Annotated in this window: 22 protein-coding genes and 1 pseudogene; 12 read left to right on the top strand and 11 right to left on the bottom strand. The window is 62.3% G+C overall.

Annotated elements, in window-relative coordinates; translation table 11 throughout:
• The first annotated feature begins 25 nt into the window (after positions 1-25).
• Both CHU71_RS10650 and CHU71_RS10645 read left to right on the top strand, forming a co-directional pair.
• Positions 26-475, top strand: coding sequence for a PH domain-containing protein (locus CHU71_RS10650; RefSeq protein ID WP_046646608.1), 450 nt, complete (start codon positions 26-28; stop codon positions 473-475).
• A complete protein-coding gene (locus tag CHU71_RS10645) occupies positions 472-1,923 on the top strand; it encodes a PH domain-containing protein (RefSeq protein WP_147761042.1) in 1,452 nt (483 codons plus the stop codon). The genes CHU71_RS10650 and CHU71_RS10645 overlap by 4 nt, the downstream gene beginning before the upstream one ends.
• Here CHU71_RS10645 and CHU71_RS10640 read toward each other — a convergent pair.
• The 4 genes and pseudogenes from CHU71_RS10640 to CHU71_RS10625 all read right to left on the bottom strand — a co-directional run bounded on the left by CHU71_RS10640 (position 1,877) and on the right by CHU71_RS10625 (position 5,097).
• Positions 1,877-2,161: a hypothetical protein gene (locus CHU71_RS10640; RefSeq protein WP_147761041.1), complete on the bottom strand. Its 285-nt coding sequence runs from the start codon at positions 2,159-2,161 to the stop codon at positions 1,877-1,879. The two genes, CHU71_RS10645 and CHU71_RS10640, sit on opposite strands and share 47 nt — an antisense overlap.
• A pseudogene (gene feoB / locus CHU71_RS10635) lies at positions 2,158-4,103 on the bottom strand (ferrous iron transport protein B). The gene CHU71_RS10640 and the pseudogene feoB overlap by 4 nt, the downstream one beginning before the upstream one ends.
• Before the next feature lie 2 nt (positions 4,104-4,105).
• A complete protein-coding gene (locus CHU71_RS10630) occupies positions 4,106-4,372 on the bottom strand; it encodes a FeoA family protein (protein WP_083281042.1) in 267 nt (88 codons plus the stop codon).
• Between the two features lie 254 nt (positions 4,373-4,626).
• Entirely contained in the window at positions 4,627-5,097 is a 471-nt protein-coding gene (locus tag CHU71_RS10625; protein ID WP_005527936.1) for a tRNA (cytidine(34)-2'-O)-methyltransferase, read from the bottom strand.
• Between the two features lie 24 nt (positions 5,098-5,121).
• On the opposite strand from CHU71_RS10625, the gene CHU71_RS10620 reads away from it, so the two are divergent.
• Both CHU71_RS10620 and CHU71_RS10615 read left to right on the top strand, forming a co-directional pair.
• Positions 5,122-5,979 (top strand): bifunctional methylenetetrahydrofolate dehydrogenase/methenyltetrahydrofolate cyclohydrolase, encoded by an 858-nt coding sequence (locus CHU71_RS10620; RefSeq protein WP_049147469.1) that lies wholly within the window; start codon positions 5,122-5,124, stop codon positions 5,977-5,979.
• Entirely contained in the window at positions 5,980-6,333 is a 354-nt protein-coding gene (locus CHU71_RS10615) for a DUF3017 domain-containing protein (protein ID WP_049062864.1), read from the top strand. It abuts the gene before it with no gap.
• Here CHU71_RS10615 and CHU71_RS10610 read toward each other — a convergent pair.
• From CHU71_RS10610 to CHU71_RS10600, 3 genes are all read right to left on the bottom strand, one after another.
• Positions 6,330-7,481, bottom strand: a complete 1,152-nt coding sequence (locus CHU71_RS10610; protein WP_147761039.1) for a homoserine O-acetyltransferase — start codon at positions 7,479-7,481, stop codon at positions 6,330-6,332. The genes CHU71_RS10615 and CHU71_RS10610 overlap by 4 nt on opposite strands.
• Before the next feature lie 29 nt (positions 7,482-7,510).
• Positions 7,511-8,839 (bottom strand): O-acetylhomoserine/O-acetylserine sulfhydrylase, encoded by a 1,329-nt coding sequence (locus CHU71_RS10605; protein WP_147761038.1) that lies wholly within the window; start codon positions 8,837-8,839, stop codon positions 7,511-7,513.
• Positions 8,840-8,970: 131 nt separating this feature from the next.
• A complete protein-coding gene (locus CHU71_RS10600; RefSeq protein WP_070420816.1) occupies positions 8,971-9,180 on the bottom strand; it encodes a hypothetical protein in 210 nt (69 codons plus the stop codon).
• Positions 9,181-9,597: 417 nt separating this feature from the next.
• On the opposite strand from CHU71_RS10600, the gene CHU71_RS10595 reads away from it, so the two are divergent.
• Genes CHU71_RS10595 through CHU71_RS10585 form a run of 3 tightly spaced genes read left to right on the top strand, consistent with a single transcriptional unit; the run spans position 9,598 to position 13,703 of the window.
• Positions 9,598-12,189 carry a nitric-oxide reductase large subunit gene (locus tag CHU71_RS10595; protein ID WP_147761037.1) on the top strand — a complete coding sequence of 864 codons (2,592 nt, stop codon included), beginning with the start codon at positions 9,598-9,600 and terminating at the stop codon, positions 12,187-12,189.
• Between the two features lie 12 nt (positions 12,190-12,201).
• Positions 12,202-12,849, top strand: a complete 648-nt coding sequence (locus CHU71_RS10590; RefSeq protein WP_147761036.1) for a hypothetical protein — start codon at positions 12,202-12,204, stop codon at positions 12,847-12,849.
• Positions 12,849-13,703 carry an SPFH domain-containing protein gene (locus CHU71_RS10585; protein ID WP_147761035.1) on the top strand — a complete coding sequence of 285 codons (855 nt, stop codon included), beginning with the start codon at positions 12,849-12,851 and terminating at the stop codon, positions 13,701-13,703. Before CHU71_RS10590 ends, CHU71_RS10585 begins: the two co-directional genes overlap by 1 nt.
• Positions 13,704-13,771: 68 nt before the next feature.
• Here the strand turns inward: CHU71_RS10585 and CHU71_RS10580 are convergent, their stop codons facing one another.
• Positions 13,772-14,368, bottom strand: a complete 597-nt coding sequence (locus CHU71_RS10580) for an MBL fold metallo-hydrolase (RefSeq protein WP_147761034.1) — start codon at positions 14,366-14,368, stop codon at positions 13,772-13,774.
• Positions 14,369-14,377: 9 nt separating this feature from the next.
• Complete coding sequence (locus tag CHU71_RS10575) at positions 14,378-15,967, bottom strand: cytochrome c biogenesis protein CcdA (RefSeq protein ID WP_147761033.1); 1,590 nt, start codon at positions 15,965-15,967, stop codon at positions 14,378-14,380.
• A gap of 326 nt (positions 15,968-16,293) precedes the next feature.
• On the opposite strand from CHU71_RS10575, the gene CHU71_RS10570 reads away from it, so the two are divergent.
• Positions 16,294-16,857: a sigma-70 family RNA polymerase sigma factor gene (locus CHU71_RS10570; protein ID WP_187272080.1), complete on the top strand. Its 564-nt coding sequence runs from the start codon at positions 16,294-16,296 to the stop codon at positions 16,855-16,857.
• The gene (locus CHU71_RS10565; RefSeq protein WP_100087916.1) at positions 16,854-17,477 is read left to right on the top strand and encodes an anti-sigma factor; all 624 of its coding nucleotides are present in this window, start codon (positions 16,854-16,856) and stop codon (positions 17,475-17,477) included. Before CHU71_RS10570 ends, CHU71_RS10565 begins: the two co-directional genes overlap by 4 nt.
• Before the next feature lie 44 nt (positions 17,478-17,521).
• On the opposite strand, the gene CHU71_RS10560 is transcribed toward CHU71_RS10565, so the two are convergent.
• The gene (locus CHU71_RS10560; RefSeq protein ID WP_086891994.1) at positions 17,522-18,829 is read right to left on the bottom strand and encodes a PLP-dependent aminotransferase family protein; all 1,308 of its coding nucleotides are present in this window, start codon (positions 18,827-18,829) and stop codon (positions 17,522-17,524) included.
• An 81-nt stretch (positions 18,830-18,910) separates the two neighbouring features.
• On the opposite strand from CHU71_RS10560, the gene pdxS reads away from it, so the two are divergent.
• The 3 genes from pdxS to ppc all read left to right on the top strand — a co-directional run bounded on the left by pdxS (position 18,911) and on the right by ppc (position 23,229).
• On the top strand, positions 18,911-19,822 hold the full coding sequence (gene pdxS, locus CHU71_RS10555; RefSeq protein ID WP_086891993.1) for a pyridoxal 5'-phosphate synthase lyase subunit PdxS: 912 nt from the start codon (positions 18,911-18,913) through the stop codon (positions 19,820-19,822).
• Positions 19,816-20,400: a pyridoxal 5'-phosphate synthase glutaminase subunit PdxT gene (pdxT, locus tag CHU71_RS10550; protein WP_147761031.1), complete on the top strand. Its 585-nt coding sequence runs from the start codon at positions 19,816-19,818 to the stop codon at positions 20,398-20,400. The genes pdxS and pdxT overlap by 7 nt, the downstream gene beginning before the upstream one ends.
• Before the next feature lie 150 nt (positions 20,401-20,550).
• Positions 20,551-23,229, top strand: coding sequence for a phosphoenolpyruvate carboxylase (ppc, locus tag CHU71_RS10545; RefSeq protein ID WP_147761030.1), 2,679 nt, complete (start codon positions 20,551-20,553; stop codon positions 23,227-23,229).
• On the opposite strand, the gene CHU71_RS10540 is transcribed toward ppc, so the two are convergent.
• Positions 23,226-24,254: an HNH endonuclease signature motif containing protein gene (locus CHU71_RS10540; RefSeq protein ID WP_046646568.1), complete on the bottom strand. Its 1,029-nt coding sequence runs from the start codon at positions 24,252-24,254 to the stop codon at positions 23,226-23,228. The two genes, ppc and CHU71_RS10540, sit on opposite strands and share 4 nt — an antisense overlap.
• Positions 24,255-24,317 lie beyond the last annotated feature (63 nt).

Genomic DNA, 24,317 nt, shown 5'->3' with positions numbered 1-24,317 from the left:
CATGCACTCCGCGCTTTCCCCAGACATGCATCCGGTCTCCCGGAAGCTGACCACAGCTCGCTATATTCACCACCTGAGCTGGTCGGCAGTCTTTGCTATCGCTTTCGCGGTTGCGGGGTACTTCGCCAGCTCATTTTGGTACTGGTTCGCCGGAGCCTGGGTAGTGTGGTTCGTCTACTTGCTCTGGCTCATCCCCGCACAGGTGCGCAACATGGGGTGGAAGGAAACCGACGATGAACTAGTCATCACCCGCGGCAAACTGTGGTACCGCCTGACCATCGTCCCCTTCGGTCGCATCCAGTTTGTGGACGTTTCCGCCGGACCCATCGAGCGGGCGTTGGGATTGAAGCGCGTGAAGATTCACACGGCGTCGGCAAGCTCAGATGCGCGAATCGCGGGTCTCGTTGCAGAAGACGCGGATGCGTTGCGCGAGCGGCTTGCCGTCAAGGCACGCGAACGGATGAGCGGACTATGAGCGGCCGGCATCGTCTGCGCAAGGACCGCGCGTCCGTGGACGCGGAAGGCTTTCGCCGCGTTCACCGCCTGACCCCGTTGCTGCGCTTTTGGTCGCTGATCCTGGCGCTGGTGGCATTGTTTGTGGTCAACATCAACGCAGAAATGCTTTCCGACGTCGCCACCTACCTGCACGGCGGGCACTGGAGCGACATCGGATTGGGCACAGTCATCGCCATCGGTGTTTTCGTAGCGGTGTGCCTGGGCATTTGGTTCATATCGGCCATTTGGTGGCGCAAGCTGGGTTACAAGCTCGACGAGCATGAAGTCTCCTTGCGTCACGGCGTGATTTCCTCGTCCTTCCGCTCTGCTCGCTATGACCGCATTCAGGCCGTGGACGTGGTGGAGACGGTCATCGCGCGCATCTTTGGTCTGGCGGCGGTGCGCGTGGAAACCGCAGGCGGCACTGCGTCGGTCATCGAGATCTCCTTCCTGCGTAAGGCGGAAGCCGAGCAGCTGCGCCAAGAGCTGCTCGCGCACGTGCATCGCCCGGCAGCAGGAAACGCCCCGGCAACCGTGGAACCCGACGCGGCCGGTGACGACCTCATCCCGGAGATTCCCGTGGGCCGTACCCTCGCGGCGGAGGCGCTGCGCCTGCCCACGCTTATCGCCGTTGCGGTCATGACGATCCTCGTCATCTTGCCCTTCTTCCGCGCGGCGGCGCTGCCCATCGTGGTGGGATTTATGCCGAACATCTGGAATCTCATTGATACGTCGTGGCGCTTTAACTCCCGCTATGACGCGCAGGATGAGGTGCTCAATATTGCATATGGCCTGGCCGATCGCCGCCGGCAGACCATCCGCCGCTCCCGCATCCATGCGGTGCGCGTGACGCAGCCGCTGCTGTGGCGCATGTTTGGCTGGTACGAGGTTCAGGTCTCCGTCGCGGGCTATGGTGCGCAGGGCGGCGGTAAGCAGTCGGGTTCCACGCGTATCCTCCCGGTGGGTACGCGCGACCAGGCACTCGCGCTGTTGGAGTTGGTCTCCGATCTCGACGCCGCGCAGATTGAGGAATTTGCCCGCCCCGAGGGGCACACGCGCCCCACGTACGTTTCACCGGGCAGGGCTTGGTTGGCATCGCCTGTGGACTTGCGTCAGCAGGCGGTCACGCTGGTGGGCACCGAGGTGGCGGTCGTGCATGCCGGGCGCCTGGCGCGCCGGGTGATGGTCGTGGGCACCCCGCACATCCAGGAGCTCACGGTCAAGGCGGGCCCGCTCAACCAGCTTTTGGGCGTGCGCAACATCAACTTCGACTTGGTCCGCGGGCCGGTGGCGATGGCAGGACGCCAGCTAGCGCTTGACGACGCCGCCGATCTCCTCGAGCGCCTGCGCAAGCGCCAGCTGCCGAGCATGGCGCAGGAGGCTAGGATGCTTTCGCCGGAGCCGGGTGACTCGGCCGACGCAGAGTAAGCAACACTGGGGCGCCGGTCTTGCGCGGGGCACCGCACAGCGCGGAGGCTGCGCAGGAGCCGCAGGCCGTGGTAGGGCAGGTGCTGAGCGTTTCGGCACTGAGCTCGCCGGTGGCAAGAAGGTGCGATATCACCAGGTTGACCGTGCCGATTTCTAAGCCCGTGGCTTTGGCGACTCCGGCGCGGGTGGTGATTCCTGCCGCGATGGCTGAGCGGACTGCTTCAATGGGGGAGTTCACAGCAACCTCAACAATTGGAAGACCGCTACAGCCAAGACCCACGCTGTGGTGAGCTGAACTGCGAAGCCGAAGAGCGTCCAACGCCATCCGATTTCGCGCTTTTGCGCAGCCAGAGTGGCCACGCAGGGGGTATAAGCCAGCAGGAAAAGCATGTAGGCCCACACTGCCGCGTTGGTGTGGCCGCCGGAGGCCGCCGCGAAGTCGGCGCGCACGTGATCGCTGAGCGAGCTTGCGGCCTGTTCCTCGGGAGTGGCGTCGGTGACGTCCTTGACCGCGTAGGTCTGCGACCACGTGGAGATGAGTGCCTCCTTGGCCACGAAACCGGTGACCAGTGGGCCGGCCAGCGACCAAGAGTCGAAGCCCGCCGGCGCGAAGACCGGAGCGATGGTGCGCGAGACCGCGCCATAAGCAGATTCCTGCGGGGCCGGGGTGGTGTAGCCGCCATCGACGGAGGTCGCGGCACCCACCGGGATGGCCATGAGCAACCAGATGACCACGACCGTGGATACGATGATGCCGCCCGCCGTGTGGAGGAAGCCCTTCAGGCGCGTCCACATTACGGATAACGCCAGGCGCACCGTGGGCAGTTGGTAGGTGGGCAGGTCGATGACCAGGGGATCCTGGGGAACCGCACGCCATAGCGTCTTGCGCAGTGCTAAGCCCACCAACACGAGCAGAGCGATGGAGACCACGTACAAGGCAAAGACCACGCTGCCGGCGTGGGCCGGGAAGAAAGTCTGCGCCAGCATCACAAAGACCACGAGGCGCGCCGAGCACGACGTGAACGGGATGAGCAAAGAAGTCATGATGCGATGGCGGGGCGAGCCCAGAACACGCGTGGCCGCAATGGCCGGCACGTTACAGCCAAAGCCCACCACGATGGGAATAAACGCCTTGCCTGGAAGGCCAATGGCACGCATGAGGCGGTCGGTGACCACCGCGGCACGCGCCATGTATCCAGAGTCTTCAAGGACGGCGAGGCACAGGAACATCAAGGCCATGAGCGGCGCGAAGGTGAGCACCATGCCGACGCCGCCGATGAGGCCATCGACAATAAGGCCCTCGACCAGCGGATGGTGAAGGCCGACTGCCTTCAGAAGGTGGCGTGCTGCGTCAGAGATGGGTCCTGAGACCAGCGCCTCCAAGCCGTCCTGCAGAGGAGCGGCCACCGTGGTGGTTATCTGGAAGACCAGCCACATCACCGCGAGGAAAAGCAACGGGCCGGCTACCGGGTGCAGCGCTACCGCATCTAGGCGCTGCGAACGCGTGACCGGCTGCGACTCGGTGTGCACCGCTGCTTTGGTAGCGGCGTCGAGATCCGCAAAGCGGGCGTCGATGCTGGCGTCCTCGCGCAGGACCTGTGGCTCCTCAGTGAGGGAAACCTGCACCGTCTCACGCAGGCGTTCCAGGCCTTCCCGCCGGCGGCCATCCACACAGACCACCGGGATTCCCGTGGCCCTCGCGAGCGCATCGGCATCGACCCGCAAGCGCTGGTCTTGTGCTACGTCCAGCTTGGTCAGCGCGATGCTGAGCCGGTAGGGAAGCTCCGCGAGCTGGAAAGCCAAGTTGAGCCCGCGCGCAACCGCAGTCGCGTCGACCACCACGATGACGTGATCGGGGCGCTCGGCAGGGGCGGCGTCGTAAAGCATGGCGCGGGTCAGCGCCTCATCGGGGCTGAGCGGATCCAGCGAGTAGGTGCCGGGGAAGTCAATGAGATCGGCAACCTCGGCCGGGCAACACGAATGCGCGATGTTCCAGGCGCCGCGGCTGACCTCCACCGAGGTACCCGGCCAGTTGCCGGTCTGCACCTTGGCGCCGGTTAGCGCGTTGAAAGCGTGGACTTGCCGGAGTTGGGAGCGCCCACCATCGCGATGATGGCTGCGCCCGCGGGAGCCAGCGCCCCGCCAGGATTTCCGTGGCAGCTAGGGGAAGTGGAGCTCATTACTAGACCCCGATGGATTGCAACGTCTGCCGGTCGATGGCGTAGCGGCAGGTATCAACAGTTACGATGCGTGCCCCGCCCGCCACGTGCGCCCCCAGAGTCAGGCACGCGCCCGGCCGGATCCCGAGCTCGCACAAGCGGCGCGCCATCGCTGGGTTCTGCACACAGTCGAGGCATTCGGGGCGGAGGGTAACAGTGCTGCCAACAGGCAGGGAGTAAGCCGATGAGTGAGTGGTCGACTCGCCTGAGCTCAAACGCAAAGGCAACATGACAAAGAGTCCTTTCGAGTCACTTATAAAGTTACCCTTGCCGAATATTAGGTTGTCCACACTTTGTGAACTTTATCCCAGTGCGTTTTCCCCGCTGCCGATCTGGCGCAGCTTCTGCTTAAAGGGAGCAATTCCGCTTAACGACGTCGACAAGCAGAGGCACCACAGGGCGCTGCGCCAACTCCATGCCTGCCTGCGCAAAACCGAGCACGTTGTGCGCGGCAGCCTCAATTGCCGTGATGAGATCGGTGAGACTAGACCGCGCCCTTGAAACCCAGTTGGCGCCAAGCCTCGTATACGGCGGTGGAGGCCGCGTTGGACAGGTTCATCGAGCGGCGCGCCGGGACCATAGGGATGCGAACCTGCTCGGTGATGCGCGGGTGATTGACGTGCTCCGGTGGCAGGCCAGTGGGCTCGGTGCCGAAGAGGAGGACGTCGCCTTCTTGGAACTCGACGTCGGTGAACCACTTGTCGGTGTGCGTGGTGAATGCGAAGACGCGCGCACCGGGCAGGGCAGCCATGCAGGCGTCGAAGTCCTTGTGGATCTGCAGATCTGCGAGGTCGTGGTAGTCCAGGCCAGCGCGTTTGAGGTGCTTATCGTCGAAGTTGAAACCCAGCGGCTCGATGAGATGCAGGGAGGCACCCGTGACGGCGGCGGTGCGGATGGCGTTGCCGGTGTTGGTGGGAATCACGGGATTATCAAAGACGATGTGCAGCTGGCTCATAGTGCTCAGTCTAGGATGGACTGCATGAGCGCTACCAAACTAGATGGCAATTTGTACCGCGACGAGATCTTCGAGGACCTGAAGGCTCGCGTTTCCGCCCTGCAGGCCAAGGGCATCCAGCCTGGCCTGGCCACCGTGCTGGTCGGTGACGATCCAGGCTCCCACGCTTACGTGAAGATGAAGCACCGCGACTGCGAGAAGCTGGGCATCAACTCCATCCGCAAGGACTTGCCAGGAGATATCACCCAGGAAGAGCTGGAGAAGGTCATCGACGAACTCAACAACGATGACGCCTGCACCGGCTACATCGTGCAGCTGCCGTTGCCGAAGCACCTGGATGAGAACAAGATTTTGGCCAAGATTGATCCGGAGAAGGACGCCGACGGCCTTCACCCAGTCAACTTGGGCAAGCTGGTTCTCAACGAGGAGGCTCCGCTGCCGTGTACTCCGAACGGCTGCATCCATCTCCTGCGTCGCTTCGGAGTGGAGCTCGATGGCGCCAAGGTTGTGGTTATTGGCCGTGGCGTGACCGTGGGTCGCCCGATTGGCCTTATGCTTACCCGCCGCAGCGAGAATGCCACCGTGACCTTGTGCCACACCGGCACCAAGGACTTGGCTGCTGAGACCAAGGCCGCTGACGTCATCATCGCGGCTGCGGGCAATGCTCACATGCTCACCGCGGACATGGTCAAGGAAGGCGCTGCGGTCCTCGACGTGGGAGTCTCCCGCGTGGATGGCAAGCTGGCTGGCGACGTCGCGCCCGACGTGTGGGATAAAGCCGGCTACGTGTCCCCGAACCCAGGCGGCGTCGGCCCGCTGACCCGTGCCTTCCTGGTGTCCAACATCGTGGAGCGCGCAGAAAAGCTGGCGGGCCTGGCTTAAATGGCCTCCGAAAAAGGGGGTGCCCACCGGGCGAAGGATCTCAACCTGGATAACCCCCACGACGTTAAGTTGCGGCCTTCGCGCTTGCCGGCCGGCGTGCAGTGGGTTGCCGTGGGGCTCTTCGTCGCGGGCGTTGCGCTGTCTGCGGTCTTTGCCATTTCTGCACACTGGCGCCGCGCCACCGTGATTCTGGGGGCGTCGCTGTTGTGGCTGTCGCTGGTGCGTCTGACATGCGACTCACGCATCGTCGGTGTGCTCGCTGTGCGCTCGCGGCGTTTCGACGCCACCTACACGGCCTGCTTGGGAGCGTTGATGACGTTCCTGGCGGTGTCCGTGGATTCGCTGGGTTCTTAGATGTAGTACTCGTCGCCCACGTACACCGGACCCAAATCCAGGCCGTCCGGCGCGGAGAGCGTCAGGAAGTTTTGTAGGATGCGGTCCATCTGGCGCGACTCAGCCAGGAAGGCATCGTGGCCGATGGGGGAGACCACCTTGGCCATGGCCAGTAGATTGCCGATGTTGCGGGAGATGTGTTCCTGCTGGTGGTACGGGTAAAGAATGTCCGTGTCCACGCCCACGACCATGGTGGGCACGGTCGAGGAAGCCAGTGCCTTGTTGAGGCCGCCGCGCCCGCGCCCGACGTCGTGCCGGTTCAGCGCCTCAGTCAGCGTCACGTAGGAGCCGGCGTCGAAACGCTCGGTGAGCTTGTCGCCCTGGTAATCCAAGTAGGAATTCACGGCGAAGCGCTGGTTGGGCTCGCGGTATGAGCCAAGCGGGTTCTCGTCGCGCTGGGCTTGGACTCCGAAGCGCTCGTCGATTTCCTGCTCACCGCGGTAGGTCAGGTGCGCGATGCGGCGGGCCGCCGCGAGGCCCTCGCGCGGGGCCTTGTTGTATTCGTAGTAGTCGCCGCCGTGCCAGAAAGGATCGCGCTCAATCGCAGAGATTTGCGCGGACTGGATGCCGATCTGCCATGCGGAAGCGCGGGCAGACACCGCGATGACACAGGCCGCGGAGAGAAACTCCGGATGCAGCAGGCTCCACTCCAAAGCGCGGGCGCCGCCCATGGAGCCGCCGATGACGGCGTGGACGTGCTCGAACCCCAGCTCCTGCAGGAACTTATGCTCGGCTTCGACGAGATCGCGAATGGACAACGCCGGAAAGCGCGAGCCCCAGGCCTTGCCGTCTGGGTGCGGGGAACACGGGCCAGTGGAGCCCTTGCAGCTGCCGAGCGCGTTGGTGACAATCACGCACCACTGCTGCGTATCCAGCGCCTTGCCTGGACCGATGAGGTCGCCCCACCAGTCGACGGCGTTGGAATCACCGGTCAGGGCGTGTTCGATGACCACGATGTTGTTTGCGCCATGTGGGTCGCCGGCAAAGGCGCCCCAGCGTCGATAAGCGATGGTGACGTCCTCAATGGAAGCTCCGGCTTCCGTAGCGAAATCACCGATCTTGACGTGGTCCAGCTCGCCCTCAGGGGCGAGCTCCGGAATCGTGGTCACGCGAAGAAACTCCCTTCGTTGTTGCGCAGTTACAGGGCAGCGAAAGCCTGCTCGAGGTCAGCGATGATGTCCTTGACATCCTCGATGCCGACGGACAGGCGCACCGTTGCCTGGGTAATACCAGCGGCGCGCAGGCCCGCCTCGTCAGACTGGGAGTGAGTGGTGGTTGCCGGGTGGACCACCAGCGAGCGAGTGTCGCCGATGTTGGCCAGGTTGGAGTGCAGCTTCAGGGCGTCGATGAACTTCCACGCCACTTCCTTGGCGTCCTTGCCACCGGTCTCGATCTCGAAGGAGAGCACCGAGCCGGTGTAGCTGTATCCCAGCTTCTCCTTTACGGACTTGTACGGGGAGGAATCCAGACCCGCGTAGTTGACCTTGGCGACCTTGTCGTGGTTCTCCAAGAACTCAGCGACTGCCTGGGCGTTCTCGTTGTGGCGCTGGACGCGCAGCTCGAGAGTCTCCAGGCCGGTCAGGGTCAGCCAGGCGTTGAATGGGGAAGCGGCTGCTCCGGTGTCGCGGATGATGCCAGCGCGGGCACGCAGCGCGAATGCCGGGGCTCCAAGATCTGCGTACTTCAGGCCGTGGTAGCTCTCGTCCGGCTCGGTGAAGAACGGAAAGACGGACTTGCCGTCGCGCTCGACGGTCCAGTCGAACTTACCGCCGTCGATAAGCACGCCGCCGATAGCGGAGCCGGAGCCGGAGTAGAACTTGGTAGTCGACGCCACGACGATGTCAGCGCCCAGCTCCAGTGGACGAGCAAGCACAGCGGTGGCCATGGTGTTGTCCACGATGAGCGGCACCTGGTTGGAGTGTGCGACCTCGGAGATAGCCGGGATGTCGAGCACGTCGGCGATCGGGTTGCCGAAGGTCTCGCCGTAAAAAGCCTTGGTGTTCGGCTGCACAGCTGCCTGCCAGGACTGCGGATCATCCGGGTTCTCAACCAAGGTGGTCTCGATGCCGAGGCGCTTGAGGGTGTGGGTAAACAGGCTGGAGGTTCCGCCGTACAGGCGCGGGGAGGCGACGATGTGGTCGCCTGCGCCAGCGAGGACCTCGATGGCTGCGGTCTCAGCAGCCTGGCCGGAGGCAAACACTACGGCGGCGACGCCGCCTTCGAGTGCTGCTAGGCGACGCTCGAGCGCGTCAACGGTGGGATTGGTCAGACGCGTGTAGATGGGGCCGGCGTCGCTAAGCGCAAAGCGAGCTGCAGCATGCTCTGCGGAATCGAAGACATAAGAGGTGGTCTGGTAAATCGGGACGTTGCGCGAGTTGGTCGAGCCGTCGAGGTCTTGACCCACGTGCAGGGAACGGGTTGACAGTGCCCAGTTTTCGAAGTTGCTGTTGTCGTACTTGGTAGTCATGGAGGTAAGACTAGACCAAGCGGTACAAAAGCGTATAGGGCTGCCGGAATTTGGCCTTGTTTCCGCTGGCGAAGTAGTGAATAAAAACAGACAAAGCGGTTGGCATAAACCGACCACTATGGATTCCTTGGCTAGGCCTGTGGATTCTTGCGTTTATGAATTAGGTACCACACGCCGAGGATGGCGCCGAAGAGAAGTAGCGCTGCTGCAATGAAGACCATGGCGACAGTAACCGTTTTGTGGGGGTCGTTGAGGAAGATCATCGACACAATGGCCGCGAAGAAGATGGCGGCAAACAGGGTGATGAGCCAGTTGCGCTTGGTGTGTTCTGCGAAAGTCATGGTTCAAATAATACGGCAAATTCCGGATTAAACAAGTCTTGTTGAAAAATTTTACCCGGCTACCTGCGGGAACTTAAAATTTGCGACTCTTTGCAAAGTGTGTCCAAAATTACAATCGCCTAAAAATGCTTCATGGCTAAACGGAATCTGCACGGGTTAAGCGCTCTATTTCTCCGGTTTAACTTGGAAAAATATGGAAATTTACTGTCGGTGGAAGTGGTTAAAGAAATTCGCCCGTTTTTCTGCATCAACCATAAGGATGACCGCGTATGGGTCATGGTGGTTCTTTCTCGGCTATTTAATGCGACTTTTTCCGTTCATAATCGTTCTGGGTGCCGTCTGACTTGGGGCACCGGCCACCTTGACTCGCATCCTTGCGCAGTTAAGTGTCAGCACAATGAGAAGACAGGAAAATATATGTCCACCACTACTAGCCATGAGGATCGCCGCAAGCCGGTCCTCAAGCTCAGCAACGTGTGGGTGCAGGGAGTCGCCCTAGTCATGATCTTTGGCTTTCTAGTCATGGGTTTCTTGGCGTACCGCACTTACAACGCCTCTATGCCTCTCCCGGAAAAGATTGTTTCCGAAACCACCGGTGAGACCATCCTGACCAAGGATGAAATCCTTAACGGTCAGGCTCCTTATCAAACCCGCGGCCTGCAGCAGTACGGTTCCGTACTCGGCCACGGCGCGTACCTTGGTCCGGACTACACCGCCGAGTACCTGCGCATGTCTTTGGATAAGGCACGCGAGCTTAACGACGCCAACGGCTACCCCGACTTCATCGACAAGGATGCCACTCCAGAAGAGGCCGTCCAGCAGGAGTTTCGGGCAAACCGTTACGATGAAGCAACTGGCGTCCTGAAGTGGACCGATAACCAGATTGCTGCGTTTGAATCCAACAAGGAGTACTACGCGAAGTACTTCGGCGAGGATTCCCACGAGAAGGGTCTTCCTTCCGATTTCATTACGGACAAGCAGCAGATCAACAACCTCGTCGGCTTCTTCGGCTGGACCTCTTGGGCTTCCGCTGCGGAGCGCCCGGGCCACGACTACTCTTACACCAACAACTGGCCGGCAGAGCCGCGCGTGGACAACGGCCCGACCGCTGACCTCGTGGTCTGGTCCGTGCTTTCCCTCATCGCCCTCATCGGCGGTACCGGCCTTATCTTCGCTATCTACGGCCGCTGGTCCAAGTCCATCGGTTGGCACGCAGAGGAGGCTCCTAACCTTGACTTCACCCAACCAGGCGAAGTCGGCTTGACCAAGTCCCAGAAGGTCGTGGCGTGGTTCGTCCTCGTCATCGCTTTGCTCTTCCTCATCCAGGCTCTCTTGGGTGCCGCTTCGCAGCACTACCGCACGGAGTTGACTGGCTTCTTCGGCATTCCGTTGCAGGAGATACTGCCGTACAACGTCTCGCGTACCTGGCACCTCCAGCTGTCCCTGCTGTGGACCGCAGGTGGCCTCCTCGCAGCCGGTATCTTCCTCGCCTCCTTCGTGGGCAAGAAGGAGCCCAAGGGCCAGCATTGGTTGGTCTGGTTCCTGCTCGGCGCCATCGCCTTCGTGGTCTTTGGCTCCATGGCCTTCGAGTGGCTGTCCACCATGGGCTACATCAAGGAAGGCACCCTGTTCTCGCAGCAGTGGGAGTTCCTTGACCTGCCGCGCTTCTTCCAGATTCTGCTCACCGTAGGCATGTTCGTCTGGATCGGCATCATCTTCCGCCAGCTGCGTGGCCGCCTGAAGCACGAGCACAAGTCCAACATGCCGTGGCTGTTTTTCTACGCCGGCATCGCCATCCCGGCCTTCTACGCCGTGGGTAACCTGGCCGGCTCCGAGACTCACATCTCCGTCGCTGAGTTCTGGCGCTTCTGGGTTGTGCACCTCTGGGTGGAGGACTTCCTCGAGCTGTTCACCACAGTCATGGTTGCGTACGTCTTCGTTCTGCTGGGCGTCATCCGCGAAAAGATTGCCCTGGGCATCATCTTCCTCGACATCATCCTGTACTCCACGGGTGGCGTCTTAGGCACCATGCACCACCTGTACTTCTCTGGTACCCCGGTTGAGCACATGGCACTCGGCGCGTTCTTCTCCGCAGCCGAGGTTGTCCCGCTGACCCTGTTAACCGTCGAGGCATGGACCTTCATGCAGCTCGGCTCCCGTCAGCGTGCGTCCGGCGAACGTCCGTTCCCGCACCGTTGGGCAGTTATGTTCCTCGTGGCCGTTGGTTTCTGGAACTTCCTGGGCGCCGGCATCTTCGGCTTCCTGGTTAACCTGCCAATCGTCTCCTACTACGAGATCGGTACCGCACTGACCGCAAACCACGCACACGGCGCCATGATGGGTGTCTACGGCTTCCTGGCTGTCGGTTTGTCCGTCTTCGCACTGCGCTACCTCCTCCCGAAGGACAAGTGGTCCGACAAGGCCATGGCCTGGTCCTTCTGGCTGCAGAACATCGGTCTGCTGTGGATGGTTGTTATTTCGCTGCTCCCGTTGGGCGTTATGCAGCTCTACGAATCCGTGGCTTCCGGCTACGTCGAGGCACGTTCCCTGGGCTACATCACCGAGCCTGGCAACTTCATCATGGAGTGGCTGCGCATGCCTGGCGACGTCATGTTCCTCGCCGGCATCATCCCGTTCCTGTGGATGGCGCTCAAGGGCGTGCTCTTCAACAAGGAGATCCCGACCATCGAAGAGCACCCGAAGGATCCGCTGTTTAGCATCATTGCGCCTGACGACGACGATCACGCCGGCGAAGTCCCAGTGGCCGGGGCTGCTTCCAGCGTGGGGCTCGTGTCCGGTGGCAAGGGCCGCGTCGATTCCCGCGACGGTGCTCACAACACCGGCCGCATCGACGGCCGCCGCTACGGCTACATCGACGAGCGTGGTGCGTTCGTGGAGGAGCAGGCGCCTGACGACGGCCGCGGTGACTCCGCTGCCACGGGTCCTCAGGATCCGGTGTTTGACTCCAAGACCAAGTGGGGCGGCACCTATGGTTCCGACAAGAAGTAAGGCAGGTTCATAATGGATGCTCCAGGTATCTTCACCCTCTTGGCGGTGTGCTACGGCCTTTTCTTGCTGGTCGTAGGGTGGGGTTTTGACGCAATGGCGAAGCAAACCGCCAACCGCACCATGGCTAACCGCGCTGGCACCTTCCGCTACTTGGAGGAGCATGACGCCTGGCAGTGCCCTGAGGACCAGTGGCTGTGGCCGTCTAGCTTCGACCCGGAAAACCGCGTCATGCGCTACCGCGCCAACCCCACGGTGTGCAACACCTGTCCAGTCAAGGACGCCTGCACGGTGTCCCATCACGGCAGGGAAGTAACCCGGCAGCTCGACCCGTGGCCGCACTCTGACTCCGGTCGTTTCCACCGCGGCATCGCGCTCGCGGTGGCGGCCATGGGCTACCTGCTTCCACTGTCTTCTCTCATCACTAACCACTCGCCGTCCGAGATTCTCATAACGATTGCCACCGTCCTCGTGATCACCGGTCTCGGTGTATACCCGCTGGCGCGCCACCTGTGGAACACGCCGTCGAATGCGCCGAGGATCGTGGTCCCAGAAATGGACAACCGTGAGGCTGAGTTGGCCGCCCAAATCGACCGCTACGGTTCGAAGTACGGCAAGACCAACCGCTACCGCTCGGATCGTAAGAAGGAAGAAGCTAGCTAATGTCAGCACTTGTATTCTGGCCGATTGTCATCGGTATCATTATCGCGCTCATCATCGTGTTCTTGATGTACTCGCTCAAAGTCATCAAACAATACGAGCGCGGCGTGGCCTTCCGTTTCGGTCACTTGCGTCCTCTCATGGAGCCGGGCCTGCACTTTATGTGGCCGGGTATCGATAAGCTCGAGCGCGTGGACCAGCGCGTGGTCACTTTGACCATCCCGCCGCAGGAAATCATCACCAAGGACAACGTCTCCGTGCGCGTTAACGCCGTGGTCATGTTCGAGGTCACCGATTCCCTGAAGGCGGTGCTGGAAGTAGAAAACTATGCGGTCGCGACGTCGCAAATCGCGCAAACTACGCTGCGTAGCTTGCTGGGCCGCGCGGATCTCGACGATCTTCTCGCACACCGTGAAGAGCTCAACGAGGACCTTGCCAACATCATCAACGGCCAGACCGAGCGTTGGGGTGTCATCACCCGCATCGTCGAAATCAAGGACGTCGAAATCCCCGAGATGATGCAGCGCGCCCTTGCCCGAGAGGCCGAGGCCGAGCGTGAGCGCCGCGCCAAGGTCATTTCCGCACACGGCGAACTTCAGTCCTCCCGCGAGCTGCGTGAGGCCGCCGAAGAGCTCGGTAAGGCCCCGGCCGCCCTCCAGCTGCGTTATCTACAGACCGTGCTGGAGCTTGGCGCTGACCAGAACTCCACCATCGTCTTCCCGCTGCCGATAGACATCATGGGTGGGTTCATGGATAACCTCGGAAGCTTCTCCAAGGGCTTCAAGGACCTCAACGAGAACCTCTCCCAGCTCACAGGCAAGGCCAGCGCGACAACCGATGCCCCCAGCGCCGAGTAAGGGTCGCACTCGAACTGCTCCCCATAATCCGGACTGAGAAATCAGAAACCAGATTGTGGGGAGTATTTCTATGCTTCCACCGATTCGCCAACGGCTAGGCGCCGGTAGCCGCTAACGCCAGCTTTCTGGAGCATGCCGTCGGTGAGCTGCTTGCCGACGTCGCTAAGCACAGCGTCATGAATCGGCACCACTGTCCGCGCGCCGATGGTCATGGCGTAGTCCGCGGCATCCGCGCCACGCACCCAGGGTGCGGCAATCGGGAGGAAGAGCAGCTCTACGCCCTCGACATGCACCCATTGATCGCCGGGGTGGAGAACACCGCCGAAGAAGAAACCCACGTTTTCTGGGCGTGGAATCGCCGGGTGAATCTCTTCGTGCAACCCGCCGACTGCCTGGACTTTTATCCCGAGCACTTCGAAACTCTCGCCCGCGCGGACCGCAGTGCCGTGGCCCACGGCGTCGACAGTCTCTTGCGTGCCCCATACCGGCAGGCCACAGTCGCGCACGGCCTCGACGTCGAGGTGATCCGCATGCGCGTGGGTAAGCAACACGGCATCTGCCGAATCCAAGCACGAGGGGTCCGTGAATCCACCGGGGTCGATGACAAAGCGGCCCGCAGGGGCGTCGACTACGATTGCGGAGTGGCCGAGCATGGTGACTTTCATGGTCCCAGCCTAACCAAACGTGAAGGAATAGAGTTTGACGCCTTCGCTGACTTCGATGTCGAGAACTTCGGTTTGCGGGGCGTTCTCTTTAACGAGGTCGAGCGTTCCGTCTTCCTTCACAGGGAGCTCACGCGTGGTGCCGTCTGCGTGGCGCACCGTCACGGTTCCTTTGCCGGAGACCACCAGCTGGACCCATGCTGCGTGGTAGTTCAGGCGCAGGCGCGCATCCTTGCCGGCAGTAATCGGCTGGTCCTCGAGCGTCCACGTTCCGCCGAGGGAGTACTGGCCACGCTCCGGCGTTCCGAGCTCGAAGTCGTGTGTTCCTGGGGCGTAGTTGCGGTTGGCGAAGTAACGCGCACGCGCCGTGCCGAGGTAGGTCTCTGGATTGCGGCCCTCCGTGGAGGCTTGGTCGGCGGATTCCAGCGGCGCGGGGAGTTGGACGTTCGGGTCGCGCTCTTTAAGCAGCTCGCGGATGTGTTTTTCGGTTTCGGCGTAATCGCCCTCGCCGTGGTGAGATTCGCGCAGGATTCCCTGTGCGTCAACGAGGTAGTGCGCTGGCCAGTACTGGTTTTCGAATGCACGCCAGGTGGTGAAGTCGTTGTCTTGGGCAACGGGGTAGTGGATTCCCTGTTCCCGCGCCGCGCGCTGGACGTTGGCGGCCTCGCGCTCGAAGGAATATTCCGGGGCGTGGATGCCCACTACTTCGAGCCCAGAGTCCTTGTAGTGGTCGTATATTTTGGTCAGATGCACGTTGTTGCGTTGGCAGTTGATACAGGCATAGGCCCAGAAATCGATGAGCGTCACCTTGCCGTTCGTGCGCGGGTCCACGGGCTCATCCGTGTTGAACCAGCCGGTCAGCCCCTGGAATTCGGGTACTTGCTGTCCCGCCTTGCTTGACGACGCCTCTTTCGCCAACACCTCCTGCCCAAACTCCGGGGAGGGCAGTTTCTGCTGCAGCCACGCCGGCGCACCGACGGCGATGGCACCTGCCATGGCGATGACCACTACGCCCGCGCCGAAACGGAAGCCCCGCTGATGTGATTGGAAGAAGTCCACGCGTTTGCCCACTTCGTTGCCGCCGAGGGCGAATGCCATCAGCGGAATAGCCACGCCGACGGCAAAGGCGAGGCAGAGGATGAGGATGTGGGCGTCGATTGTGCCTGTCGCACCGGCGACGGAAATAGCCGCCAGCACCGGGCCCGCACACGGCACAAAGACCACGCCGAGCGCCAAGCCCACCGCGAATCCGCCTTTGTCGCGCGCTTTAGCTTGCAGACCGCCTGCTTTGGGAAGCTTGAGGAACGGCCACTCGAGGATCTCCTGGAATTTGGGGAACATCATGCCCAGGCCCACGAGGACCAGCAGCCCGATGCCCACTTTCCACACTAAGTCGCCGGGCAGGTGCAGTGCGTTGAGCAGTGTCGTGGCAAAGAGCGTCACCGCTGTAAAACTCGTTACCAGCCCGCCGATGACCAGCCATGGTCGCGACCTTCCGCCGTTTCCGCTCACCGCAAGAACCAGCGGCAGGATGGGCAGGATGCATGGTGAGAGACCAGTGACTAGGCCACCGACAAGCCCGATGGACAGGGTTGACAACATGGGAAACCTTTCTGTTGGGGTATACCCATCTGTTCGGAGCGGAACCAGCGGACGGATTGGTGAAAATTTTTCCAATCCACTTTCCGCCCCCGCTCCGAATGACTTTGTGAAGGGGCCAGAAACGCTGGCCCACAGTCAAAAGGAGAAAACTCATGAAGAAGCTCATCGCTACCGCCGCAGCCCTGGCCATCGCCGGAACCGGTCTCGCTGCCTGCAACGACAACAAGGAAAGCAAGGACGAGATGATGTCGGAAGAAATGTCCAAGTAAGTCCAAATGTCCGCGCCAGCGCCTACGGCGGAGGTAAACTCAACGTCCGTGTCCACCATGTCCCCACAACAAATCGCCCGGCTCAACGACCAGCTCGTTGCGACCGCGGCAGGGGACAGGCATGCCTTTTCGCAGCTTTACGACGTCCTCAGTCCTACCGTCTTCAGCGTCTGCCTCCACGTGCTCAATAATCAGGCGCTGGCGGAAGAAGTTGCTCAAGATGTGTTCGTGGAGACGTGGAATAAGGCGGCTAACTTCGACCCAGAGCGTGGGAATGCACGGTCATGGGTTGCGCGGTTGGCGCATGGGCGCGCGGTAGATCGGTTGCGCTCGCACGTGGCGAGCGTGGAGCGCGACGATAGGGACGCGCATCTTGAGGAGCCAACGCGCTTTATCGACGTCGAGTCCGAAGCGCTGGCGCACGTGGAATCGCAACGCTTGCGCGCGGCTGTCGACGCCATCGGCGAGCCCCACCGCACCGTAGTCCTGCTGGCTTTCTTCGGTGGATTGAGCCATGCTGAGCTGGCAGAATCAACAGGAGTGCCGCTGGGTACCGCGAAGACGCGCGTGCGCGACGGAATCAAGAAACTCAAAGCCACACTGGGAAAGGAGGAGCGATGAGTAACACCCGCGAATTCGACGACGAGTCCTTCGAGGCGTTCCTCGACGCTCTTCCCGACGTCGACCCTCCAGAGGATCTCAAACACTCCGTCTTCGCCGCTATCGATGCCGGCGAGCACACCTCGCCGATTGCGCAGCCCATAGCGGAGGTGGTGGAGTTGCCGCGTCGTCGTACGCGTGGCTTCTTCGCCGCTGCCGCAGCGGCAGTGTTGTTGATGGTGGGTGGAATTGGCGTCGTCCAGCTGCGTCCGCAGGAAGACGCGCGGATTCAAGCCGCGGGCGTGGAACAGATGCACGCCATCATGGCTGCTGATGACCTCCTGACCGGCAACGCGGATGCCTCCGGTGCAACGTTAGACATTGTGTCCTCGAAGGAGATGGGCAAGTCTGGCGCGATGGTCGACGGCCAGCCTGCACTCGCTGACGGCATGGGCGCCCAAGTCTGGGCCGTGGCCTCCAATGGTGAGGTGACGTCGGCGGGCGTCATCGGCCAAGACCCGCACGACGATGTGTGGATGCCCTTCGACGGCGATGCCACCAAGGTCATGATCACTGAGGAACCCATGGGCGGCAGCGCCAAGCCCACGGGCCGGATGCTCGCCGAGGTCCGCCTCAGCTAGCCATACCAGCATTACCCAAACTGGCTCGAGAATCGTTTCATTGCTTATGGTGTGCTGAGGCAGTCGCGCACGATATGCAATGCGGTGGTGAGCTCGACGTCGCTTAGGTGTCCGAATCCCAGCACGATGCCCTTCTCAGCAGTGGCGCCGCCCCAGTAATCGCGAAGCGGCGTCAGCGTCAGCCCGCGGGTGGCGGCTCGGTCTACAACGGATTCGTCGCACAGCAACACTGCATGGAGGCCGCCGTTGATGGGAAGGAGGGTGGCGGGGGCGTCGGAAAGCATGGCGTGGACGAGGTCGCGGCGCCGCTTGTAGGCCCGGCGCATCCGCCCGGTGTGCCGCCGCAGTGCGCCGCTAGCTAGATAGGACGCCAATGCCGCCTGCGGGATGGAGCCCACGGGCTGGCCGAAAACCTCACGGACGTCCTGGACCGCGGACAACATCCGCTCCGGAACCACGAGGTAGCCGCACGCAATCGATGGCGAAATCACCGAAGAAAACGTTCCCAAAAGCACCGTATGCTCCGGCGCCAACGCTGTCAGTGCGGGCAGGGGCTGGCCTACGTAGCGCAGCTCGGAATCGAAGTCATCTTCTATCAGCAACGCGTTCTCGCGGCGCGCCCACTCCACCAGCGCGCCCCGGCGAGCAGCGGGAAGCGACGCCCCGTAAGGGTATTGGTGGCTCGGCGTGACGATGAGCGCATCCAGCGGGCCGGGCACGGTAACGCCCTCGGCGTCAGTAGGCACCTCCACCAGCTCGTGGCCCAACGCCTCGGGAATACGCCGCAAGCTCGGGTAACCCGGCGACTCCACCCCCACGCGCAGGTGGTCGCCAAGCGCACGCAGCAATAGCGTCAAACCGTCGCGGGCGCCGGCCGTGACAACGATTCGCTGCGGATCCACCCGCAGCCCGCGCATGTGCCGGACGTGGTGGGCGATTTCGTGGGGGAGTGAGGTGGCGTCGGAAAGCGGATGATTGGCCGCTTCGCGCCATGCGGCCCGCCATTCGGGGGTAAGGATTCCGTCGGTATCCGGCAGCCCGGGCGTGAGCCTGACTGTCGACGCTGCCGGCGCGGGGCGCTCTACCTTCACCTCCCGCAACTGCGAATGTGGCAACCGCGGATTGACGACGGTGCCGGAGCCCACCTCGGCGGTGAGGTAACCCTCGGCGGTGAGTTGTTCGTAGGCGGTAACCACGCTGCCTCGGGAAACGCCGAGTTTCGCGGCAAGCGCGCGGGTGGAAGGAACCTGTTCACCCGGCAGCAGAATGCCCGCCGTCACCTGGGTGCGCAGGGCTTCCGCGATTTGGACGGGCAGTGCGCGTGTATCAGAGGGGGCAAGCCGTATAGACATGGTCCCAGCATAAGTGGTCTAATTCAACACGCTTGAATTGGCTCTTGATTTAGACCACTTCGTAGTGTGAGGATGGTCCGCATGACTGAAAATACTTCTTCTAAGAATGAAACGACGCGAGCAACTACTCGCGTAAAGCGCGGACTCGCAGACATGCTTAAAGGTGGCGTCATCATGGACGTCGTGACGCCGGAACAGGCAAAGATTGCCGAGGATGCCGGAGCTGCAGCTGTTATGGCGCTGGAGCGCGTCCCGGCAGACATTCGCGCGCAGGGTGGCGTGGCGCGTATGAGCGACCCAGACCTCATCGAGGGCATTGTCGACGCCGTCTCCATCCCCGTCATGGCCAAGGCCCGCATTGGCCACTTCGTTGAGGCGCAGATTCTCGGCGAGCTGGGCGTGGACTTTATCGACGAGTCCGAGGTTCTTTCGCCGGCGGATTACGTCAACCACATCAACAAGTGGGACTTCGATGTTCCTTTCGTCTGCGGTGCGACCAACTTGGGCGAGGCGCTGCGTCGCATTACTGAGGGTGCTGCGATGATTCGCTCCAAGGGCGAGGCCGGTACTGGCGACGTCTCCGAGGCCGTCAAGCACCTGCGCACCATCAAGGGAGAAATTGCGCGCCTGCAGAACCTGGACCGCGATGAGCTTTACGTTGCGGCCAAGGAGCTGCAGGCACCGTACGACCTGGTAGCCGAGGTGGCAGAGACCGGCAAGCTGCCGGTGGTCCTGTTTGTTGCGGGTGGTGTTGCTACGCCAGCCGACGCCGCCCTGGTCCGCCAGATGGGCGCCGAGGGTGTCTTCGTCGGCTCCGGCATTTTCAAGTCCGGCAACCCGGCTGCGCGTGCGGAGGCCATCGTGAAGGCCGCGACACTCTACGACCAGCCTGCCGAGCTGGCGAAGATCTCCCGCGGTCTGGGCGAGGCCATGGTGGGCATCAACGTCAAGGACGTGCCGGCACCGCACCGCTTGGCTGAGCGCGGATGGTGATTGGAGTACTGGCGCTGCAGGGCGGCGTCGAGGAGCATGCGGCGATCTTGAGCTCGCTGGGCGCACAGGTGCGTCGGGTGCGGCTGCCGCGTGACCTGGACGGGCTGGACGGAATCGTATTTCCGGGCGGCGAGTCCTCCACGATCGACCGTCTTGCTAGGGCTTTCGACCTTGCTGCGCCGCTTCGCGACGCCGTCCGCTCCGGCCTCCCCGTCCTCGCCACGTGCGCAGGTTTGATTTACTCCGCCCGCGAGCTGGAGAACCCAGCGCCCGGGCAACAGACGCTGGGGATTCTGGATGTGACCGTGAAACGCAATGCCTTCGGCAACCAGCGCTTCTCCGAGGAACGCACCGTCACTGTCGACGGCGTTTCTGTGGAGGCTAGCTTCATCCGAGCGCCCGTCGTCACGCGCGTGGGCGCGGATGTTGAGGTCATTGCCACCATCGCGGGTGACGTCATCGTCGGCGTGCGCCAAGGTCACGTCACTGCCTTGAGTTTCCACCCGGAAGAAAACGGTGAGACTCGCATCCACGAAACGTGGCTCAACTGCTGTTTAGGAGCTACTAGTACCGGATAGCCGGCGCAGTTGGGCGTCGTAAAGCGCAAGCAAACCCTTCATACGTTGAAACCTCACGGGGGTAAACGAGCGGAAAAGCACCGACGGGATAGTGACCTGGGATACATTTAAGCGTGTTAATTCTGTGAAGCACAGCGAAAGGCGAATCCGGTGACAAATCCGCACATCGACCAAGTCCGAGAAGACATCCGCCTCCTAGGCCGAGTGCTGGGCCGAGTACTCGCGCAGCAAGAGGGCGAGGACGTCTTTGAGCTGGTCGAATCCACCCGCAAGATGGCTTTCAACGTAGCCCACGGCGACGCCAAGCCCGAGGACCTCGTGGCGGTTTTCCGGGACCTGGACATCAATAAAGCCAACCTCGTGGCGCGCGCGTTTAGCTATTTTGCACTTTTGGCAAACCTTGCCGAGGACCTCGCGGACGAGGCAGTGGAGGCGCCGGTGAGCTTGCGCAAGACCTTCGCCAAGCTGAAGGAGGAGGGCGTCGCCCCCGCGGATGCGGCCGCCGTCATCCGCGACGCGCAGGTGGCGCCCGTCCTCACCGCGCACCCCACGGAGACCCGCCGGCGTACGGTCTTCGATACCCAGACCCGCATTAAGCAGCTGCTTATCGACGCCCACCGCGGCGGCGACATGGACGCCATCGAGCGCGAGATGTACCTGCGCATGACGTTGCTGTGGCAGACGGCGCTTATCCGCATTGCCCGGCCGACGCTGGAGGATGAGGTCGACGTCGGGCTGCGCTACTACAAGCTTTCGCTTCTGGAGCAGGTCCCGGCGCTCAACCGCGCGATTCGCCATAGCATGCGGGAGACCTTTGGGCTGCAGCTTCCCGACGCCCCCGTCGTGCGACCCGGCTCCTGGATCGGCGGTGACCACGACGGCAATCCGTACGTCAACGAGCGCACGCTGACCTACGCTATCCGTAAGGCGGCGAAGACGATTTTGCGCTACTACGAGTCGGAGCTCGATGAGTTGGAGCGCGAGCTGTCTTTGTCGGATCGCTATTCCTCGTGTTCTACCGAGCTGCTGTCCTTGGCGGAGATTGCTAACAATGACTGGGAGTCGCGCGTGGACGAGCCTTATCGCCGTGCGATTTATGGCATCCGCAATCGCGTGCGTGCAAACCTGCATGCGTTGGGAGAGAAGAAGGCGCCGAAGGGCGACTTCACCCCGTACGCTTCGCCGGAGGAGCTGCAGCGCGACCTCGACGTCATCGATCGCTCGCTGCGCCAGTTCAACGACGACATCATCGCCGATGACCGCCTAGCCCGCATCCGCTCGGCCGTGACTACGTTTGGTTTCCATCTTTATTCACTGGATATGCGCCAGAACTCGAAGTCTTTCGAGCAGGTGCTCACGGAGGTCTTCGCTGCCGCAAGCCTGTGCGATGATTACGCCGCGCTGAGCGAGGCAGAGAAAGTGGAGTTGTTGGTCCGCGAGCTGCAGACCGCGCGCCCGTTGCTGTTTCCTGGCGCAGACCAGGACTTCAGCGAAGTCACAGCCAAAGAGCTGGGCATTTTCCGCGCGGCGTCGCAGGCAGTGCGTAAGTTTGGCCCGCAGTCGGTCTCGCACTGCATCATTTCGATGACGGGCTCGGTATCGGACATCCTGGAGCCGATGGTCCTGCTCAAGGAAGTGGGCCTGAGCGAGGTCGACGTCGTTCCGCTCTTTGAAACCATCGATGATCTGAAGGCCGGCGCGCGCATCCTGGAGCAGCTGTGGGCCGTGCCTTTCTACCGCGAGCACCTGCGCGCGCGTGGGGACATTCAGGAGGTCATGCTGGGCTACTCCGATTCCAACAAGGACGGCGGCTACCTGCAGGCGAACTGGGCGCTTTACGACGCCGAACTTTCCCTCGTCGAGCTGTGCACCCAACATGGGATTGAGCTGCGCCTGGCGCACGGCCGTGGCGGTGCGGTTGGCCGCGGTGGTGGTCCGACTTACGACGCCATCCTGGCCCAGCCCAAGGGCGCGGTGTCGGGTTCGGTGCGCATCACCGAGCAGGGCGAAGTCATCTCCGCCAAGTATGGTGCTCCGGAGACGGCGCGTCGCCACCTTGAGGCGTTTGTGTCCGGAGCACTGGAAGCATCGCTGCTGGATACCGAGCCTATCGCCGATACGGAGCGCGCCTACGAAATCATGCGTGAGCTCGCAGCGTTGTCCGGCGAACGCTACGAAGATCTCATCGGCGACCCCGGCTTTATCGAGTACTTCACCCAGTCCACGCCGCTGCACGAAATCGGCGACCTCAACCTCGGCTCGCGCCCGTCGGCCCGCAATCAGACCACTGCGATTTCGGATCTGCGCGCGATTCCGTGGGTGCTGTCGTGGTCGCAGTCGCGTACCAACATCCCGGGCTGGTTCGGCGTGGGCAGCGCAGTGACGCGGTGGGTGGAGCAGGCGCCGGTCGGCGAGCAGGCGGCACGCTGGGAGGAGCTGCGCGAGCTGTATCGCACTTGGCCTTTCTTCCGCTCGGTGTTGTCGAATATGGCGCAGGTGATGGCGAAGGCGGAGCTCTCGCTCGCTCGTCTCTACGCGGACCTCGTCGACGACAAAGCCGTTGCCGACCGCATCTACGGCCTCATCGCCGACGAATTCGCCCTCACCCGCGAGGTCTACCTGCACATCACGGGCAATGCAGACCTCACCGCGGAGAACCAGCGCCAAGCGCGATCGCTCAAGCGCCGCTACCCATACCTGCTCCCGCTCAATGCGGTGCAGCTGGAGTTGCTGCGCCGCTACCGCGCCGGCGATGATCAGTTCCTCGTCTCGAAGACCATTCAGGTCACGATGAATGGACTAGCTACTGCGTTGCGCAACGCAGGCTAGTTGAATTTGCTGGTGGGGATGGGCGCGGCGTCGTAAGGCGGCTGCCATGCCACCCTGCCGCCGACGCGGACCATCCGCCCGCGCATGGGCGGGGCAGTGGGGTCATCGTCGTTGACTCCGTTGTGATACGGACATAATGGAACCAAATTTAGGATATTCGTCGATCCGCCCCGCGCCCAGGCCACCATGTGGTGAATCTGGCACTTCTCAAATGGGACCGGGCAGTCCTTCCACGCGCAACATGGGCTCTCCGCCATGAGTGCCAGCCGCTGCTTGTCCGTGGCGAAGCGGCGCGTGCGAAAGACATCCAGTGGTCCGTGCTCGCGGCTGACAGCCACGATAACGCCCTTTTCCAGCAGCGCGCGCTCCACGAGCTGCGAGCCGGTCAGCGTGGCACCGTTGGTCATGCGCACGATGAACTCTTCGCCATCCTTGTCCGTGTTTCCTTTGAGCAGCTGCGCATAGTCGTCGACCTGCAGCACCGCCATGGTCATGACCTCAGTTTTCACGCCTTTGCCGTCGAGGTTTTCCAGAAAGCTCTCGCCGGGACGCTGCTGGTCGATGCCCTGGAATACGTCGGTTAGCTGCATAGAATCCGCCGTCACAGTCAACGTGGCCAAGCCGTTGCCATGCTGGGTCAGCTTCGCGCGCTCGGCGTACTCGCGGGGCTTGCGCCACTCGCGCAGGCGCTTGCGCGCAACCTTTTCCACCAGCTCGGCGCTGGTCTGGCACAGTTCCACGCGCAGGTCCCAGGCCTTGTTATGGTCGCGAACCTTGGCCACGAAAGACTCAATTTGCCGCAGCGTAACCAGCCCATGGCCGCGGCTGCGCGCCGCTGCTACCGCCGTGCGCTGCTTCTTGGTGGAGTGCGTGGGCCCGAAGTAGGAGTGATGGAGGGCGAGAAGCTCGGCGGCGTCGGCAGGCGCGGCTCCTAATGCCAACAGATCGGATTCAGACATGCCCGCGCACTCGGCCACCAGGTCAATGGCCCGGCCGAGTGCGGCGAAGAAGGACTGTAATCTCATGACTTCAACGCTAAAGCGCTGTCAAGCCCGCTTCAATAGTCAGTTTCCGCGAGAGGCCAAATT

The organism is Corynebacterium sp. LK14, from assembly GCF_008042215.1.
In the GTDB taxonomy this organism is placed as follows: Bacteria; Actinomycetota; Actinomycetes; order Mycobacteriales; family Mycobacteriaceae; genus Corynebacterium; species Corynebacterium striatum.
The sequence above is the reverse complement of the archived record's forward strand: the minus strand, read 5'-3'. Positions and strand labels throughout refer to the sequence as shown.